The sequence below is a fragment of the Pseudomonas sp. IT-P395 genome (assembly GCF_949767675.1).
Taxonomy (GTDB): Bacteria; Pseudomonadota; Gammaproteobacteria; order Pseudomonadales; family Pseudomonadaceae; genus Aquipseudomonas.
The window spans coordinates 123,670-141,710 of the sequence record NZ_CATKPW010000004.1 but is presented as its reverse complement, the minus strand read 5'-3'; the positions used below and the strand labels follow the sequence as shown (position 1 = coordinate 141,710).

The window sequence follows — 18,041 nt, the reverse complement described above, 5'->3', positions numbered from 1 at the left end:
TCAGGCCACCGCCCGGGACATGACGTACAAGCCGTCACGCACGTTCATCGAGTCGTCTTCAAGGGTGCGCAGTTGCACACCCGCCACGTCCGGATGCGCATCGAGGCGCGCCGGGGCATGCAGATAAACGTTGAAGGCACGTTCGCTGGTCGAGGCTTGCAGCTGCCGTTCGCGACCGATCAAGGCATTCAGCGCCGCGTCGCTGTCGCTGCCGCCCACCGAACGCACGCCAGCCCAGCGCCCTTCCCTCGCCAGCAAAAACACACTGCGTTGCGGCTCGGCGACGATAAAGAGGAAGTCACCGGCATCGAGGCTTTTGTCGAAGCGATTGAACGCCGCCATCAGGTACGGCTGCACCGAGCGCAGGCGCAAACCGCGACCGCTGACCAGCACCCGCAGACGTTCGAGCAAGTCTTGCGGCAAAGCGCTGGCGATGCGGTCGTAACCGGCAGGCTCAGCGGATAACACCAGACTCCACGGCTGAGTCGGCGCGCCAAACAAGTCTTCGAAACACAGTTGGGCAAAGCCGCGCAGCTCTTCAGGACTGCTGATTTGCGCGCTCCACGGCACCAGGCAGAAGCGGCTGAAATGGCCGGAGATGACCACGCTCAATTCGGCACCGGCGCGGGCGTGTTCACCGAGCAGGCGATCAAGGGTGTCCAGCGCCACCGCATAGCTCTGGAAGCCTTCGTCGATGTAACCGACGCTGCCCAGCCACAGGGTGTCGCTACCGCGCCGTTGACCGAGGCCAACACCGCTGGCGCCGAGCACGGCGACAAAACGCTCACGAGATAAATGTGACACGATTGATCTCCTCCAGCGTGGTGCGACCTTGTTCCACCAGCTCCAGCGCCGATTCGCGCAGCAGGCGCAAACCACGGGCACAGGCCAGGGCTTTGATTTGTTTGATCGGTTGGCGCTCGACGATCATCTGGCGCAGCTCGTCGTCGAGGTGCAGCAACTCGGCAATCGCCGTGCGCCCGCGATAGCCGCTGCCCCGGCAATGCCCGCAACCCTTGCCGTGAACGAAGTGGTAGTGATCGACTTTCTGCGGATCGAGGCCCGAGGCGCGCAGCTCTTCATCACTCGGATTGACCGGTGCGCTGCAACTGGCGCACACCAGACGGATCAGGCGCTGGGCAAGAATCGCGTTGAGCGCCGAGACCAGGCTGTACGGGTCGATTTCCATTTGGGTGAAGCGGCCGATCACGTCGAAAACGTTGTTGGCGTGGATGGTGGTGAACACCAGGTGGCCGGTGAGCGCCGACTGCACGGCGATCTGCGCGGTGTCCGGGTCACGGATTTCGCCGACCATGATCTTGTCCGGGTCGTGGCGCAGGATCGAGCGCAAACCCCGGGCGAAGGTCAGGCCTTTTTTCTCGTTGACCGGGATTTGCAGCACCCCCGGCAATTGATACTCGACCGGGTCTTCGATGGTGATGATCTTGTCCACGCCGTGGTTGATCTCGGTGATCATCGCGTACAGCGTGGTGGTCTTGCCGCTGCCGGTCGGGCCGGTCACAAGGACCATCCCGTAGGGTTCGGCGGCGAGCCGGCGCAACTGACGCAGGGTTTCGTCTTCAAAGCCCAGCGCCTGCAATTGCACGCCGCAGACCTTGTCAGCCAGATCCTGTTTGTCGAGGACACGCAGCACCGCGTCTTCGCCAAAAATGCTCGGCATGATCGACACACGGAAGTCAATCTGACGGCCACTGATGCCGATCTTGAAACGACCGTCCTGCGGCACGCGTTTTTCGCCGATGTCCAGTTCAGCCATGACCTTGACCCGCGAGATCACCTGCTCGGCGAACTCGTTGCCCTGGACTTTGCTGATGTTATTGAGCACACCGTCGATGCGGTACTTGATCACCAGACCGTGGCCGGTAGTGCCGAGGTGAATGTCGCTGGCGTGCATTTTCAGCGCGTCGTAGAGGGTCGAGTTGACCAGTTTCACCACGCTGCTGGCATCTTCGCTGATGCTGGTCAACGACAGGCTTTGCAGGGTGTCGATTTCATGGTGCGTGTCGCCTTGGGCGTTCAGCGATTCGACGGCGTGGAAGCTTTCTTCGTGACGGGCCAGATAGGCCTTGAGGTCATCGGCGTGCACCAGATGCAGCGGCGCTCCGTGCAGGCAGTCATCGATCCAGGCCAGCCGCGCCGGGTCGAAGGGGTCGGCAAACACGCCGATGACTTCGTCGTTGTGGCGCAGCAGGATGAATTCACGTTTCAGGCATTGTGCGAGGGTGACGCGGTCGAACACCGGCGTCGCGGCAAACAGGCTGTCGGTGTCGAGCACCGGGTAATGCAGGGTGGCGCCGAGGGTGTGAATGAACGGCATCGGCGCCAGTTCACAGAGTACGCCAAGGGCTTCAAGCACGCGTTCGCCGGAGGTGGCGGCCCGCGCCCGGGCCTGGGCAAGCTGTTCACTGGAAAAGCGTTCTGGCGCGCTTTCGGCCAGCAGAGGTTCGACGACAACGGACAGACGTTCCATGGCTTGCTCTCCAACCGGGGCTTAGTGCCCTGTCGGCGCGGCAAACCTTGGCGGCAAGTGCCGGAACGTCTGATCGCGCCATTACTCCCCGGTGAGCATTTGATCGTCGTCCGGCGCCATGGATTGCGACTGCCGTCGCCGATCCGCCAACACCCAACTGCCATCGTACAACTGCAACGGGAAGCTCTCGGTCCTGCTCTGGCGTCGTTCGACGAAGCCCTCGGAAGGGCTCGCACCGGGTTTCGCTTCGCGCTTGATGCCCAGAAGGTCGCAGACAGCTCGGGCCAGTTCCGCCAATGGAAACGGTTTGAACAGGATGTGGCTGACTTGCAGTTGCCGCGCCCGCTCACAGACCTCAGCGGTGGGGTGACCTGTTATCAGCACAAAATTACACGTCCTGTTCTGGCGGACCGCGTCGAGCACCTCAAAGCCTTCCATATCGGGCAAGCGGTAATCGAACACCAGCACGTCGGGGGCAAACGTTTCGGCCAAACCGATACCCGTCGCTCCGTCATGTGCAATCCGGACGTCCAGCCCCTGCGCCGACAGATAATCCTGAAGGTTCTGTGCAAGCAGCTGTTCGTCTTCGACAACCAGTACTTTGTTAACCAAGGTCGACTCCTTGAAACAGCAGGTCCGATGACCCCGCCCTGAGAGTGCGCCTTACCAGGGGTAACGCACACTTCATGCCAGGCTGAGCGCCGGTAATTTTATCTCTTCATGTCCTTGAATTTAATGACAATGCCCGCTCGTCCCGGTACCCCGTTCCCCAGAAACGGGGAAGCACCTGAATGGGCATCGAAGCCATTCCCCACTATTGGGGGGGAACCTTCAGTCGTCGTCAATTCGTTCGATCCTGTTCTGCACCCGTAATTGCGCGAGCACCTGACGACGAGCCTGGGTCTGTTGCTGTCGGGCGAGCTCTGCCCTGACTGTATCCAGCCCCTGCAAATCTGGGACATCGGCGGCCTCCAGGTGGTTCGGCAAATAAATCACATGCCAGCCGAACGGTGAGCGCACCGGTTGGCTGGCAAACGTCGCGGCCTCGGCAATCGGCGCGCGCATCTGCATCAAGCGTAGACGCGCTGCGGCCACTGTGGCTGCATCCGCTTGCGCGGGCACGCGGATCAGCAGGTGGCGGGGTTGCAAGGTATTGGCGCGGATCAGCTCGGCAAACATCTGCTGCGCCGCCATTTCCCGGCGGGTGTACTCGGTGAAGGACGCTTCGTCGAAACCGGCGTCCTGCAAGCGCCGGACGAATTTATCCGTGCCGCCGATGGCACTGCGGGTCTGCTCGACTTGCTGAAGCACCACTTGATCGTCGATCTGCACCCCGCGCTTTTGCGCTTCCTGCCACAGCAGCTCTTTGTCGATCAGCGCTTGCAGTGCTGCCTGGCGCAGCTGTTTATAGGCTTTGGGATTACGAATGCTCGCCACGGCGCGACCCTGATCTTCCAGGTATTCGGCGAAGAAGCGCTCAAAGCGAAACCCGGAAATCTCCTCGCCGTTGACTCGCGCCACGGCCGGCTCGTTATTGGCCCACGCCAGTGGCAGCCAGCAGGTCAGCAGCATTATCAGCGTTGTGAGCTTCATGATCGGGCCCTCCATTCAGGGGCTGGCAACAATCGGTTTATAGGGTGCGACCAGATAAAAGCGCTGATCCGGCAAGTCCACGGTGACCACATGGGCGCCGCTCAGACCCAGGCGTCGTCCGGGGCCGAAACTCAGGCGCGGGGTCAGGCCGGTGTCGAAGTCGTGCAGGCCTTCCAGCGCCGTCACCAGTTTTTCGCGGCTGGCGTCGCGGCCGGCCTGTTTCATGCCTTCGCTGAGCAGCAACATCGAGGCGTAGGCGCCGACTTGCAGCACCGCATGCTGGGCGCCGAGGCCCTGGCCTTCGCGCAGCAGCGTCAGGGCCATGCGCCCGGTCTGGGTCCAGTCGCTGGGCACGAACGGATAGGCGAGAAACACCCGCCGAGTAAAGCCGTCGGGGACTTGCAGCAGATCGCCGGCCACCTGGCTGGAGGCGGCGAACAGATACGGCACCTGCCCGGCGCTTTGCAGCCGCGTCGCCAAACGACTGAAACCGCCGCCAGTACCCAGATAAAACACCGAGCGCGAACCCAGCGGTAGCGCATCCGCCGTCGGGTCGTAGGCTTGCAGTTGGACTTTTTGCCAGCCGTGATCCTGTAAATACTGGCCGAGGTTTTGCGCGGCCAGCGTTTGTGCAGGATCATCGGGATAGGCAATCAGCGTCGGCCCTTGCAGCACGCGCAAACTCGCCGTGGCGTAGTCGGCCAGGGCGATCAGTTGCTCGCGCAGGCCGGGCAACGGTTCGAAAATCTGCGGACTGGCCTGCATTGATCCGAGCAATGACAAGGCGCCAATCAGCGGTACGCCAGACTGCTCCAGTCGACTCGCCAGTTCGCTGTCGAGGGCCGGCGCCAGCGGCGCGATCAGGGCGAACACCTGTTCCTGCTCGATCAACTGTCGCAGGGCTTGTTCGGCACTGGCGCGATCCGGGCCGGGGTCGATCACCGTCAAGCGCAACTGCCGGCCGTGTATGCCACCGGCCTGGTTGATCCGCGCGACACTGCCGTTGAGCACCGCTGCCACTGTCGCGCCCTCCTCGGCCAAAGGGCCTTGGCTGGGCAGCAAGGTGCCCAGATGCAAAGTCTCGGCATCGAGGCCGGGGTCGCGTTCATCGGCGAGGCGTTTGAGATAGGCGGTGAGGTTGCGCTGATCCTTCATCGACAACAGAAAGCGCGGCATGCTCGGGTCGAGGCGATTGTGGCCGGGGTCGCGGCCCTGCTCGATGACGGTCGCCAGACTGCTCTCGGTGTAGGCCGGATAGCTGCGCCCATTGACCTGTTGCTGGCCATACGTGCTGGTCAGTCGCGCCCAGTTCAGCGGCGGCGGACGCACCCCGCCTTCCGGTCGACCGAGGCCATCGGCGCCATGGCAATTGGCGCACGGCAGGCTGGTTGCCGGCAGCAACACATCTGCCGCACCGACCCGCGCCATGATCGCCTCGCCACTGGCCGACAGACCCAGGCGGTACAGGCGCTTGCCCGCCGCCTCTTCCGGGCTCAGCGGCGCAGCGCCCGCGCCAAGGCTGACGCCAGCGAACAGGATCAGGGCGAGGACGCGGCTCAGGCTCATGGCGCGAACTCAGCGGCCAGCCACGGGCATTGTCAGCAACTGCAAGCGCTGGGCAATGGCGGCGGCCGGGGCGTCGGGACGGATCTTGCTCCAGCGTTTATTAGCGACATCGCCGACGATCAACTGCGTGGAATGCTGCTCGGGCGTCGGCACGATCTGGCCGATGCGGCTCAATACCAGGTCCATCTGCGCTTTGTCGCCAGTAAGAAAAAGCCAATGAGGGTCATCGGAACCCTGCTTCAAGGTGTAAGCCTTGAGCACCGCTGGCGTGTCGCGCAGCGGGTCACTGGTAAGGGAAATAAAGGTGATGTCCTGCGCCTTGTCACCCAGCAGCTCGCGGACTTCTTTGAGCTTTTGCGTGATCAGCGGGCAGGCATCGTTGCAACTGGTGAAGATCACGTTGAGCAGGACTATGCGGTTTTGCAGCGCATCGCTGTAGAAGCGCAACGTCTCGCCGTTCTGATCCTGCAACGGCGTGTCGGTGAACCAGGTTTTCGCGTCGTGGGTGCCTTTGGCCGGCGCGGCAGCCACAGCGGCTGGCGGCTCAGAGACATGGCCTTCGTGAGCGAACGCGACGTTACCGAGAATCCAGAAGCACACGGTCAGGGAGATCCAGTCGAGCAGTCTCATGGCTGTTGCTCCATGGCGATGGCGGTGTGTTTGGCGTGGGTGCGCAGGCCGCTGAGTTTTTCCACTTCCTTGGCCAGCAGCGCCGGATCAGTGAAGCCGTAGTAGCGCATCCAGTGGCGGCTGTCGCCGTCGCCGACGAGGATCAGCGGTTGATGACTCTTCAGGTCGCCGCTGAAACTGCCGAGGCCCTTGAGGGTTTCATTGATCGACTGTGGCGAGCCGGTCAGCCAGCTCCAGCCCGGCCCGCGCTGGAAGGTACGGGCATAATCCTGCAGGCGTTTCGGGTCGTCGCGCTGCGGGTCGATGCTGATTGAGACCAACTGCACTTCTTCGCCGACCCGCGCGCCAAGCTGCTTCTGCACCTTGCCCATGATCGACGAAACCACCGGGCACACCGTGGTGCAACTGGTGTAGATAAAGCTCATAACGACGATTTTGCCCTGCACCAGGTCTTGTTCGAGGCGCACGGTTTTACCGTTCTGGTCGAGCAGCGGCACGTTGGCGAATTTCACTTGGGCATGCTCTTGGGTGTTGCTGGCCGGGGCTTTGTGCCCGGCGTGTTCGTCTGCCGAATGGGCATTGGCGTGTTGAACGCCGAGGCTCAACAGGCACAGGGTCAGCAGGCCACTGGATGCAAATCGGTTCATGTCGAAACTCCTCTTCAACGGGCCTGGCCGGGGGTGACCCGAACACTGGCAAAAGTCTTGTCATCGAAACCGGCGCCCAGCGAGGCCGCACGCACATGCAGGTACCAGGCGCCGCTGCGGTCGAGGGTGATTGGCGCCTCGTACACGCCGTCGGCGACTTCCAGCGCCGCCACTTCACGCGGGTGAGAAGTGGGCGCGAGGTAGTAGCGCAGTTGCACGTCTTTCACGCCGCTGCGCTGGCTTTTGTCTTTGCCTTGCACGATGCGGAAACGCACGACGTAAGGGTCGTTGAGTGCCACGGCAGTCTTGTCGAGAAGGAACTCGACTTTCGGCTGGCCGAGGTGTTTTTGCGGTTTGCCGTCAGGGTCAATCTGCGCGGTAAAGCAGTGAATGATGTTCGGTTGGTTGAGCAGGAACGCGACGTCGAAACGCCCCGCTGCCGGCAGCTTCACCCGCGCGCTGTAGAGGCCCGGCGAGACTTCGCGCAGGCTGCGGTCGATGACCATGGCGGCGCGGGCGATCTGGCCACGGTTGGGGTAGCCGGACATCGGCGCGTTCATGCCTTCGGCGTAGAAATAGGTGGTGTTGTCGACCGGATTGACCACGAACACCGCGTTGTCATCACGCGACACCGCCAGGCTTGAGGCCAGCGGCAAATCCCCGGCCAGGCGCGGCGCTTGCGGGCCGGCCTCGAAACCCTGGCTGATCGGCTGGCGACCTTCGCCGAGGGAGGACAGGTTGATCATGGTGACTTTCGGTGACGCGAGTCCGCGAATGTAAGCGTAGGCCTGGGTGAACACCACTTGGTAAGGTTCGGCGCTGACGTCGAGATTGTGGATCGCGCTGTTGGTGGAGGCGTCGATAACCGTGGCGCGGTTTTCCAAGGTGTTGAGCACAAGACCGAAGCGGCCGTCGGCGCTGAAGCCCATCGGGCCGAGGCCTTGTTGCAGTTTGATCACCCGGCGGATGGCGTGGCTGCTGGCGTCGATCACGGTGACGGTGCCGTCTTTACCATCGGCCACGTAGACCGCGCCGGACAGCGCCGAATAGGCGACTGACAGCGGATGCGAGCCGGTCTTGATCTGCTGGACGATGTTCAGGCTGGCGATGTCGATAACGCTGACGGTGCCGTCGTCGCGGTTGCTGACGAAGGCAAAACGGCTGTCCTTGCTGAAGCTGATTTCGTGGTGGCCGCGCCCGGTCTGCAAGTGTTTGAGAGGTTTGAGGCTTTGGCTGTCGATCACCGTCACGCCGGAGTCTTCGGCTTTGCTGGCGTTGTTGCCGACCCAGAGCAGGCGTTCATCCGGTTGCAGTGCCACGCGCACCGGTTGGCTGCCGGCGGCGATCGAGTCGAGGACTTTGAATTGCTCGCTGTCGATGACGGCCACTTCGCCCGCCGTTGGCATCGAGACGAACACGCGTTTGTTGTCTTTGGGCGTGACCCAATCCATCGGTGGTTGCTTGAGTTCGATCCGCGCGAGGGTGCTGGTGATGCCGCCCACTGACACCGACGGATCGACCACGGCGATGCTGGCGTCGCGGTTCATCACCAGCAGGAAATAGCTGTTGAGGTCGAGCAACGGCCGCGCGCCGATGTTGGATTTGAGGAACACCCCGACCCGGGCTTTGCAGCTCTTGTCGCGGCCCTGGGCTTGATCGGCGGCGAGGGTTTGCGGATCGACCCAGGCGCCCGGCGCCACCCCGGACAACGGCTGGCCGGAAGCGCTGTCGGTGACGCGGAACTGCACATCGGCGAATTCGCCTTCGCGCAGCTTGCCGTCGGCGGCCAGCGGCTTGAGGTCGAAATCCACCGCCACGCCGTCACGGTTCAGCGTCTGACCGGCCCCGGTCTGCGCCAGCGCAATTTCACTCAGCGTCAGCAACGACCCGGCCATGGCCAGGGTGCAAATACCGATGATGTTGATGATCCTGTTCATACCACCCTCCCCTGTAACATTCACTTCCAACCACTGCCGCCCTCACTGCCTACCCTCACCCCTCTGTAGGAGTGAGCCTGCTCGCGATGGCGTCATCCGCCTCACCATCCGAAACCGAGTTGTCCCGATCGCGAGCAGGCGAAGGCCTACATGGGATTTGCATTCATCCCGCCAACCTCACTGCCCACCGCAGACCCTGTGGGAGCTGGCTTGCCAGCGATGGCGTCCTTTCCGTCACATCAATGGCGCCTGTGCCGCCGTCATCGCTGGCAAGCCAGCTCCCACAGGTTTTGTATCCATCCCGTCAATCTCACTGGCCCCCCTGGCCCCTTGTGGGAGCTGGCTTGCCAGCGATGGCGTCCTTCCTGTCACATCAATTGCGCCTGTGCCGCCGTCATCGCTGGAGAGCCAGCTCCCACAGGTTTTGCATTCATGCCGCAATCTCATTGCCACACCTGGCCCCTTGTGGGAGCTGGCTTGCCAGCGATGGCGTCCTTCCTGTCACATCAATTGCGCCTGCGCCGCCGTCATCGCTGGCAAGCCAGCTCCCACAGGTTTTTTATCCAGCCCGTCAAACTCACTGGCCCCCCAGCTCCCACAAGGATTTGCATCCACAGGCATGTTGTCGTTGCACCTGCTTCTACTGCCCCTGCGGCGCCGGTTCCGGTTCGTTGGTCACCCGCAGCAATCCCCATAACCCGGAGGTGTTGCCGTAGGCGCCGTAGTCGCGGAACAGGTAGTCCCCCGGGATCGCATTGCTACCGCCGGCGCTGGGGATCATGAAGCTGAAGTGCGCGGCCGGCAGGATGCTTTCGTGGGCGCCGATGTACATCGACATCGGGTTGTAGCCGAAGCGCACCGAGCCCACGCCCGGCGAGCCCATCGGATAACCACCGACATCGCTCTTCTCGGCCTGGAACGGATTCACCGACCAGACATGCCCGTCGAGCTGGAACGTGGTGCCGCGACTGCCACCGCTCGGCATCAAAATATGCGTGCGCAACGGCTGCCCCGGTTTGGCATACAGCACCGGCGTCTGCGGATCACCGCCGACCAGCGCATTGCTGTAAGCCATGTGCGCATTGGTCATGTCGCCGTAACCCGCGCCGTCGGCATGCCCGAACGGTGCATCCGGAGCGAGGCCGAAGCGATACCACAGCGGTTCGGTCTTGTAGTTGATCGCCATGCTCGAGTTGTCCTGCGGATCGGTCGGCACGCCGAAGCCTTCGGCGGCAATCCCTTCCACCGGCCGGCCATTGGCCCAACGGGTGTTCAACGCCTTGTGCCAGACCATCGCGAAGTCGCGGTAGCTGGTTTGCCCTGGCGCCGTCACCGTGGCGTTGACCTTGCGTGCATCGTCAACCCAGGTCGCGCCGATCGGCAGAATGCTCATCGCTCCGCCAAGGCCTTTTTGTGGTTGCTTGATCACGTCCGCCGGGGTGAAATTCAAGCCGCCGAACTCCACCGCCGTGGCGTTGATGTTGTCAACGCTGCGGCCCAGTTGCGTCACCGGTTTACCTTCACGCTCCAGATGCCCGGCGTAGTACTGATAGGTACGGGTCGGGTACGCGCCGCTGCTGCCGACACGCGGTGGCACGGTCTGGATCGGGTTGGCGCCGACGTTGGCACCGTCGGACTTAGTGATGTCATACGCCAGCAATTGCGCGTGCAGGCCGACGTGGCTGGACGGCCGCATCAGGTTGTTGCTGAAGGTGGTCGAGCCCAGACCGCTGTTGCGATCACGCTTGACCATGCCTTGCATCACCGCGGTTTGCGTCAGGTCAGGCATCACGCTCGGCAGACGGTTTTCCAGGGTGATGTTGATGCAGTCCCCCGCCGCTGCACGCAGCACCAGCGGCTCGACCGGAATGCCGGGTTTCAGCTTGCCACTGACCGGATCGAGATCGGATTTACGCACATAGAGGATCGCGGTCGGATCATGCAGCGGCCCGCTCTGCCCGCCAATGGTGATGGTTTCGCCATCCTCCGGATCGGTCACGGTGACTTGTGGAATGCTCACCGTGCGCGAGTTCAGCACCAGGGTGCCGCCCGCCGGATTCAGCGGCCCGCCGACATGTTGACCAAGCCCTTCGGGATCACCGATGGTCAGGCCCAGCGTATTGCCGAGGATGTCGTTGGCCAGCGCCGCGACCACTTCATAGTTGCGCTGCACAGTGGGCCGGGTGCCAATGCCGTTAGGGTTGGCGCCATAGCGCGGGCAACTGCCCTCGAACGCCACGGTGTTGCGCATGCCCGCCGGGCTCGGGTTGTTCGGGATGGCGAACAGGTCGGCGCGTTTGGCGGTGTAGTTGCGCATCACGCCCCAGATACCGCTCCAGTAGCCTTCGATCGAAGCGTCCATCGAGTACAGATAGTCGCCCGTGGTCGCCGCCGAACTGGACAGCATCGACACCGGCGCAATGAAGCCCATCTGCTCGGAGATGCCGATCATTTGCGACGCGCGCCAGCCGGAGTTGGAGCTGTTGCCGAAACCGGAACCGCTCTGCAGCCATTTCACACCGTGCAGGGTGACGTTGTGCTCTTCTTCATGGCCGCCGGCATGCACCCGCAGCCGCACGTTGTCGCCAGTGTAAGTGCGCAGCATCGGCGTGAACGGATCGCCCGGTTCGGCGCCGCCCTTGTTGATGTGCGGCGGGAACAGCGTGGTGCCGCCGGTAGGGCCGGTCGCCGAGGTGAGCAGATTCGGCGCCAGGTTCATCGCCGGGATCGCCCGGTCGGTACGGCTTTGCATGGCGAACGACAGATCGCCACCGAGGCCGTCGGCCTGCATGCCGCGCTTGCCGTCCGGACCGACCTTGTTCGGGTCGTACACGCGCAGAGCCAGCGGTTCGTTGCGATAGTTGACGACGAACATGCCCGGATCATCCACCGAAATCGCCTGCGGACATGGCCGGCTCGGGCAGCCCGGTACCTGACCGCCCTGCACTTCCAGCACCCCTTCAAGCAAGTTGCTGGCGTTGTTGCGCACTGGCGGGTTGATTGCGTAGCGGAAGCTGTCGGCGGTGGCCGGGAACGCTTGCGCATTCGGCACACCGTTAGGGCCGGCACCGACGTAGACGCCGGCTTCATAGGCGTGCTGGAAGTCGCTGTATTCGAGGAAGAACTCGCGGAAGCTGTCGTTCTTGCCATCGCCGTCGAGGTCGCCGGTGTTGATCACCGCTTGCCACGACGTCGGGCCGCCGTCCTGGCGCGCGCCGCTGTACAGAGGCTCGCCGGTTTCGGCGTGGAACCAGGTGGAACCGGCCGGTTCCGCCAGCACAGTCGCGTACAGACCAATCTGCTGGTGCGTCGATGGGCCTAAGTGGTCGTGGGTGAAGATGGTGCCGAGGCCGCGATCGACGCCTTTGGCGTTGACCACCGGATCGACGAACCAGCGCTGCATCGCCGTGCGCGCACCGAGCCAATCGGCGCGGCCGTACTGACCGAAGAACGGATGGTTCTTGGCTTTCGGGCAAGCCTGAGTGCCGTCACGCGGATCGGTGCCGGCGCACTGGTTGAACTCGCGAATCGCATGAATGCGCTCCTGCACGGCGCCGGGCGAGAGCACGCCGTCCTCGTAGTTCCAGCCGTTGGACGAGCCGTCCGCCGAGGTCAAATCCCATTTCGGCAAGTGGATGTGCTGGCCGATCACATCGGTCGGCGTGCGCACCTGATAGTCGTCCATCTCATAGGTGGCCGGCACCAGGTTGGTTTGCTGGTATTGCACGCAATCGAAAGTGTTCATGCGCATCACCAGCGGCTCAGGCGGACGCTGCTTGGTGATCACCGGCCAGGCGTCTTCCCACAACGCCAGAATGCGCGCCTGCGGAAAGTGATAACCGACCTTGTTGTACACCGCGTCGAACTGGATGTTGGCGGCTTTGTAGATCCGTGGGCGGTCGGCGGTGAAGCTCGAGGCGCCGACGAAGGACATGCCGTCGATGCGTTCACCGCTGGCGAATTCACCACTACCGGCGCTGGCGGTCAGGCGTTTTTGCCGGTCATCCATGCACGGTTCGTAGTACGGCGCACCCGCCATCGGCAAGGCACCGTTGGTGCGGAACGCCTTGGCCACCACTTGATTGCCGGGCAGCAAGGCGTAGCTTGGGTGATCTTTTTTCGCGTGGAAAGCCATCGCGGCTTGTTCGACTTCGGTGCCTTCTTCCGGCAGGTAAATCGGTTTGGCGCGAGTGACTTCCTTGGAGAAATCCAGCGAGGTGGTCACGGTGTGCGCTTCGCCACCCGCCGCAACGCCATCCAGTGCGTGCCGTTGCAAGCCGCCATCCCAGCCGCCGGACTGCGCCGGGTCGAGGTTGGCCCACAGCGCTTTGCCGCTGGCCTTGAGCGATTGCGCGGTGGCGGCGTCGAGCATGTCCAGCGGCGGCGTTGGTGGACGTTGGCCTACCGAACTTTCCATGCCACCGATCCAGAACGGATAGCCAGGGTTTTTCAGGCTGCCGTCGGCGTTGCGGTTGGCTTCGCTGCGATCGACCAGCGCCAGCGAGCCGATGGCTTGACCGCCGGCGTTGCCGCCATGGTGCTCGCCGTCGTCATCGCCCTCTTCTTCATCGTCGTCATTATTGCCGGCGACCAGGGTTTCGCCGATTTTCGGCACCACCACGACTTTGCCCGGCATCGGTGCCATGGCTTTGCCGGGCAGCGGCACGATGGCCGGAATCGGCGTACCGGCGACGATTTCACCATCGGGCAAGGCCCGTGCACCCGCCGCCGGTTTGCCGCTGCGCAAGGCAAACGGTTCGCTGTGATAGCCGTCGGCGCCCTGTTGCGAAACATCAAGTCGAGTGCCCTCTTCGAAGACATCGTGCACCCGCCACATGGCCCACATGCCTTGGGCAAAGTGCGGATAGAAATGGCAGTGATAGATCGCATCGCCGGCCACGCGGTTGCGGTTGCCCGAACCACCGTTGGCGATTTCATAGGTGTAACCGGCGCCCGGGCCAATGCCTTGCGCGTCGACGTAGTCGGAGTTGTCGTCGTTAGGGTTGAACAGCCACTGATGGCCGTGCAAGTGGAAGATGTGCTGCTCGTGGCCATTGTGGGTATTGCGGAATTTGACGAAGTCACCGATGTAGCTGTGGTTGACGTTCGACGGTTCCGACGGATAAAGGGCCATGGTCGCTTTCACACCGATCTGATCGGCGCGCGGTGTCTGGCCCGGGGCGATGTTCTCAAGCCCGGTGTTGGCCGGCACATCCACCAGCATCGCCACATCGCCGACGGTGTGCGAGCTGAGGAAGAATTCTTCATAGGCACACGACAGGCAGTCGTGCATCGGCCCCACGCCCAAACGGTTGGCGACCACTTCGGCGCCCATGCCGCCGGAGCCGTAGTTGATCATGAACGAGTCGCGGGTCGGCTCCAGCACATGGGCCATCACCGGGTCGGCCCAGTACGCTGGGAACGCTTGGGTGGCGGCGGTTTCATCCTGAAATTGCGAAGCGAAATCGCGGAACGCTTCGAGGCGGTTGGGAATTGCCGGGTTGCGTTTTCCCACCGACTCCAACGGGTAGGTGCTGGACGGGAAGCTGCCGTCGGCGTTACTGCCCATGACAATCGCGTCGCTTTCGCTGGAAATGATTTCATTGCCGTCGACCATGCCGATGATCGGCGTACCGGCCTTGCCTTCGCGCAACCACGGTTCACGCTGTGGATAGCGCGCCTGGTAGTCAACGATGGGTTGGCCGGTGGGTGCGCGACCCGTGGTGGCCAGGCGCATTTCTTCTTCGGTGAGGGTATTGCGATAGGTGCGACCGCCCTTGGGCAGGACGACGACCTGGCCGAACAGTCCGTTGGCAACGTTGCCGGCCGCGCCCTCGCCGCCAAACGTTGCGCCACGGCTGCTCACGGCAAACGCGCCTTCACGTTCGGCGAACAAGGTGTAGGAGCGGCTCGCGCCGGGTGGCACCAGAGTGTTGGCGTTGCGCCCGGTGAAAGAAGAAATGTCATCGATGCTGTTTACCGCTTGCAGGCCGTTGACTTGAAAGCCGACGTGACGGTCGGCGACCTGCTCGTCGACTTTGAAGTCTTCAGCGCCGTTGGCGTTTTCCACGCCCTCTTCTTCGCCCTCGTTTTCAAAGTGCTTGTTCGGGTTGGCCTGATAGTCGAGCAGGTTCTGCAAATTGATCGTCAGGCAATCGCCGGCGGCCACGCGCAACACCAATGGCCGTGGACGCTTGTCCGGACGCAGCGAGACTTTGCCCGGCACTGCGGCGCCGCCGTAAGCCAGCGACTGCTCATGTTCATCAACGACATCGCGGCGCAGGGCGAACATCATGCCGTTGATGTTCTGCGCGCCGAGGCGGTTGAACATCAGCGGTTGATCGAAGGCGACGACGTTAGCCACCAGGTTGCGCTCGCAACGTACGGCCGCGCCGGCCAGCTCGACGCTGAGCATCGAGGCCAGAATCAGCAGCCAGTTAATCAGGGACGGAGCATGAGGAAAGCCAGCCATGATCAGGAACCTCGTAGTGGGTGCTCGTGGGAACACTTCTCGACAAATGCCTCGGAGCAATCCGCGTGCCACAAAAAATTGCATTAGTGTTCAATCAGTTACCGCGACCACTTGAGAATCCGGGGAATATTCCCCACCCCTTTTCCCCACTTTTCGGGTGTATCCGGTTTGCCCCGAAAGTGGGGAAACCGGGTTGGGGTCACAACGGCGCATCCATCGCCAGGCCTTGCAGACGCCGGTACTGACGCAACACGTTCGGCACGTAGCGCTGGGTTTCGGCGAACGGCGGAATCACCCGGCCACGGCTGAGCACCGCGTCGGGCCCGGCGTTGTAAGCCGCCACGGCAAGGGCGATGTCGTTGTCGAACAGGGTCATCAGGCGCTTGAGGTATTTGGCCCCGCCCTGGATGTTGGCCTTGGGGTCGTAGACGTCGGTCACACCCAGCTCGCGCGCGGTGTCGGGCATCAACTGCATCAGCCCGCCGGCACCTTTGGGGGACGTGGCGCCGGGGTTGTAATGCGACTCGGCGTTGATTACTGCATGCAACAGCGCTTCGGGTAATTGATTGACCTTGGCTGCCGCCGAGACCAGTTCCGCGTAGGGCTGGTTGGCGATCATTTGCGGCTGTTGATCGAGACTTGCCACAGGCATTTCAGCCTCGTGGATCACCCGCTCGTAGGTACGTCCGGGCCGGTGAACGTTGGACAGCACATAGCTGCCCTTGGCGTCCACCGAGATGAACACATCGGCCTGCGCGGCGCCGCTGAGCAGCACACAACCGAGCAATCCGCTGGCAAGGAATTTCATGTCGGGCCTCCCCGGATCGACCCCGATAAATTGGGGGAAATGCCCCAATGGCCGATCACGTTTGAGCCATACGCAAGCACTGTGCCGACTCTTGAGAGGCGCGTATTTCAAGGGTTTCAGCGTACAAGCGGGTTTACAGTGGGGCCTGAGCATGGCAATTGCATAAGCCCTTCAGGCGACACGGCTGCCACTCACGGGAGGTCATCATGAAGCTGCAATTTCGTCCGCGTGGCCAACGCGGTTTTACCCTGCTCGAATTGCTCGTGGTGCTGGTGGTGCTCGGCCTGTTGGCCGGGATCGTCGCGCCGAAATACTTCGCCCAACTCGGTCGCTCCGAAGTGAAGGTGGCCAAGGCACAGATCGAAGGACTGAGCAAAGCGCTGGATATCTATCGACTGGAAGTCGGTCACTACCCGTCCACCGAACAGGGCTTGCAAGCCTTGGTCACCGCACCGAGTGACGAGGCGAAATGGACCGGGCCGTACTTGCAGAAAAAGCTGCCGCAGGATCCGTGGGGACGTAATTACGCCTACCGCTATCCCGGCGAAAACAGCGAGTACGACCTGCTGTCGATGGGCAAGGACGGCCAGCCCGGTGGCGAAGGTGAAAACGCTGAAGTGACCAACTGGCAGTAAGCGGAGCGCGGCCCATGCGATTTCATTTGAAAGCGGTCGGCAAGGCTGGGGTGGTGTCCTTGAGCGTCGAAGCACCCGGCGACAGCGAAGCACGGCGGATCGCCGAGGATCAAGGTTTGCGGGTGCTCAGCTCGCATGCCGACAAGCATTGGCGCTCGCTGAAACTGCGCCAGCGCGAGACCTTCAACCTGGTTTTATTCAGCCAGGAACTGACCACGCTGCTCAATGCCGGTCTGCCGCTGATCGACGCGCTGGAAAGCCTCGCCGAAAAAGAAACCGCCCCCGCGGCCCGGAAAACCTTGAGTGAGCTGGTGCGCCTGCTCTACGAGGGTAAATCCTTCTCGCAGGCGTTGGGCCAGTTGTCGGCGGTGTTCCCGCCGCTGTACGTGGCGTTGGTACAGTCCAGCGAGAAGACCGGCGCGGTCGGCGATGCGCTGGGGCGCTACGTCAGTTATCGCCAGCGCATGGACGAGGTGCGGCAGAAGATCATCAGCGCCTCGATTTACCCGATGCTGTTGCTGATCGTCGGTGGTGGCGTGGTGTTGTTCTTGATGGGTTATGTGGTGCCGCGTTTCAGTCTGGTGTTTGAAGGGCTGGGCAATAACCTGCCGTGGCTGTCGCAGGTGTTGATGAGCAGCGGGATGTTTCTGCATGCGCATCAGGCTGAATTTTTCGGTGCATTGGCAGCGCTGGTCATCGCCCTTGCCGTGCTGCAAAAGCAACCGACGTTTCGCCGTGGGCTGGATCGACTGGTGGAAAAACTGCCGGCCGTGCATCAACGGATTTTCATGTATGAGCTGGCGCGGTTTTACCGCTCATTGGGGATTCTGCTGCAAGGCGGGATTCCGCTGGTGACCGCCATGGCCATGGTGCGCGGTTTGCTCACCGTCGCTTCGCGGACGCGGCTGGATCAGGCCTGCGAGCGGGTGCGCGAGGGACAGTCGCTGTCTACCGCGCTGGAGCTCAATCACCTGGTGACGCCGGTCTCGCTACGACTGCTCCGGGCCGGTGAACAGTCCGGCAATCTCGGGCAAATGATGGAACGCAGCGCCGATTTCTACGACGAGGAAATCAGTCGCTGGCTGGAGTGGTTCGTGAAGTTGTTCGAACCGCTGCTGATGACCTTCATCGGCCTGCTCATCGGGGTCATCGTGATCCTGATGTACATCCCGATTTTCGAACTGGCTTCGAGTATTCACTGACTCCGGGAACGGGTCCGATCCCTGCAAAAACGCACTTTTACGTTCCCAACAAAACCACAA

General features: G+C 62.5%; 12 protein-coding genes. 2 read left to right on the top strand and 10 right to left on the bottom strand.

Going from position 1 to position 18,041, the window contains the following annotated elements:
* From ACM6IN_RS04020 to ACM6IN_RS03975, 10 genes are all read right to left on the bottom strand, one after another.
* Complete coding sequence (locus ACM6IN_RS04020; RefSeq protein ID WP_414915447.1) at positions 1–804, bottom strand: hypothetical protein; 804 nt, start codon at positions 802–804, stop codon at positions 1–3.
* Positions 785–2,491, bottom strand: coding sequence for a GspE/PulE family protein (locus tag ACM6IN_RS04015; RefSeq protein WP_414915446.1), 1,707 nt, complete (start codon positions 2,489–2,491; stop codon positions 785–787). Before ACM6IN_RS04015 ends, ACM6IN_RS04020 begins: the two co-directional genes overlap by 20 nt.
* A gap of 81 nt (positions 2,492–2,572) precedes the next feature.
* Positions 2,573–3,103, bottom strand: coding sequence for a response regulator (locus ACM6IN_RS04010; protein WP_007919379.1), 531 nt, complete (start codon positions 3,101–3,103; stop codon positions 2,573–2,575).
* A 219-nt stretch (positions 3,104–3,322) separates the two neighbouring features.
* Positions 3,323–4,084, bottom strand: a complete 762-nt coding sequence (locus tag ACM6IN_RS04005; protein ID WP_007919377.1) for a SurA N-terminal domain-containing protein — start codon at positions 4,082–4,084, stop codon at positions 3,323–3,325.
* A 15-nt stretch (positions 4,085–4,099) separates the two neighbouring features.
* Positions 4,100–5,650, bottom strand: a complete 1,551-nt coding sequence (locus ACM6IN_RS04000) for an ABC transporter substrate-binding protein (protein ID WP_414915445.1) — start codon at positions 5,648–5,650, stop codon at positions 4,100–4,102.
* Positions 5,651–5,659: 9 nt separating this feature from the next.
* The gene (locus tag ACM6IN_RS03995; RefSeq protein WP_007919362.1) at positions 5,660–6,280 is read right to left on the bottom strand and encodes an SCO family protein; all 621 of its coding nucleotides are present in this window, start codon (positions 6,278–6,280) and stop codon (positions 5,660–5,662) included.
* Positions 6,277–6,927 carry an SCO family protein gene (locus ACM6IN_RS03990; RefSeq protein ID WP_414915444.1) on the bottom strand — a complete coding sequence of 217 codons (651 nt, stop codon included), beginning with the start codon at positions 6,925–6,927 and terminating at the stop codon, positions 6,277–6,279. Before ACM6IN_RS03990 ends, ACM6IN_RS03995 begins: the two co-directional genes overlap by 4 nt.
* 14 nt (positions 6,928–6,941) lie before the next feature.
* Positions 6,942–8,864, bottom strand: coding sequence for a YncE family protein (locus ACM6IN_RS03985; RefSeq protein WP_414915443.1), 1,923 nt, complete (start codon positions 8,862–8,864; stop codon positions 6,942–6,944).
* Between the two features lie 640 nt (positions 8,865–9,504).
* Entirely contained in the window at positions 9,505–15,336 is a 5,832-nt protein-coding gene (mnxG, locus tag ACM6IN_RS03980; protein ID WP_414915442.1) for a manganese-oxidizing multicopper oxidase MnxG, read from the bottom strand.
* A gap of 199 nt (positions 15,337–15,535) precedes the next feature.
* Positions 15,536–16,144, bottom strand: coding sequence for a lytic transglycosylase domain-containing protein (locus ACM6IN_RS03975; protein WP_053119059.1), 609 nt, complete (start codon positions 16,142–16,144; stop codon positions 15,536–15,538).
* Between the two features lie 206 nt (positions 16,145–16,350).
* On the opposite strand from ACM6IN_RS03975, the gene gspG reads away from it, so the two are divergent.
* The gene (gspG, locus tag ACM6IN_RS03970; RefSeq protein ID WP_007913548.1) at positions 16,351–16,779 is read left to right on the top strand and encodes a type II secretion system major pseudopilin GspG; all 429 of its coding nucleotides are present in this window, start codon (positions 16,351–16,353) and stop codon (positions 16,777–16,779) included.
* Positions 16,780–16,793: 14 nt separating this feature from the next.
* On the top strand, positions 16,794–17,981 hold the full coding sequence (locus tag ACM6IN_RS03965; RefSeq protein ID WP_414915441.1) for a type II secretion system F family protein: 1,188 nt from the start codon (positions 16,794–16,796) through the stop codon (positions 17,979–17,981).
* Positions 17,982–18,041: the final 60 nt, after the last annotated feature.

Bases quoted from the DNA above. Each gene is read 5' to 3' on its own strand.
- ACM6IN_RS03975 (WP_053119059.1), bottom strand. From the start codon at position 16,144: ATGAAATTCCTTGCCAGCGGATTGCTCGGTTGTGTGCTGCTCAGCGGC.
- ACM6IN_RS03990 (WP_414915444.1), bottom strand. From the start codon at position 6,927: ATGAACCGATTTGCATCCAGTGGCCTGCTGACCCTGTGCCTGTTGAGC.
- ACM6IN_RS04000 (WP_414915445.1), bottom strand. From the start codon at position 5,650: ATGAGCCTGAGCCGCGTCCTCGCCCTGATCCTGTTCGCTGGCGTCAGC.
- ACM6IN_RS04015 (WP_414915446.1), bottom strand. From the start codon at position 2,491: ATGGAACGTCTGTCCGTTGTCGTCGAACCTCTGCTGGCCGAAAGCGCG.
- ACM6IN_RS03985 (WP_414915443.1), bottom strand. From the start codon at position 8,864: ATGAACAGGATCATCAACATCATCGGTATTTGCACCCTGGCCATGGCC.
- ACM6IN_RS03965 (WP_414915441.1), top strand. From the start codon at position 16,794: ATGCGATTTCATTTGAAAGCGGTCGGCAAGGCTGGGGTGGTGTCCTTG.
- gspG (WP_007913548.1), top strand. From the start codon at position 16,351: ATGAAGCTGCAATTTCGTCCGCGTGGCCAACGCGGTTTTACCCTGCTC.
- ACM6IN_RS04005 (WP_007919377.1), bottom strand. From the start codon at position 4,084: ATGAAGCTCACAACGCTGATAATGCTGCTGACCTGCTGGCTGCCACTG.
- mnxG (WP_414915442.1), bottom strand. From the start codon at position 15,336: ATGGCTGGCTTTCCTCATGCTCCGTCCCTGATTAACTGGCTGCTGATT.
- ACM6IN_RS03995 (WP_007919362.1), bottom strand. From the start codon at position 6,280: ATGAGACTGCTCGACTGGATCTCCCTGACCGTGTGCTTCTGGATTCTC.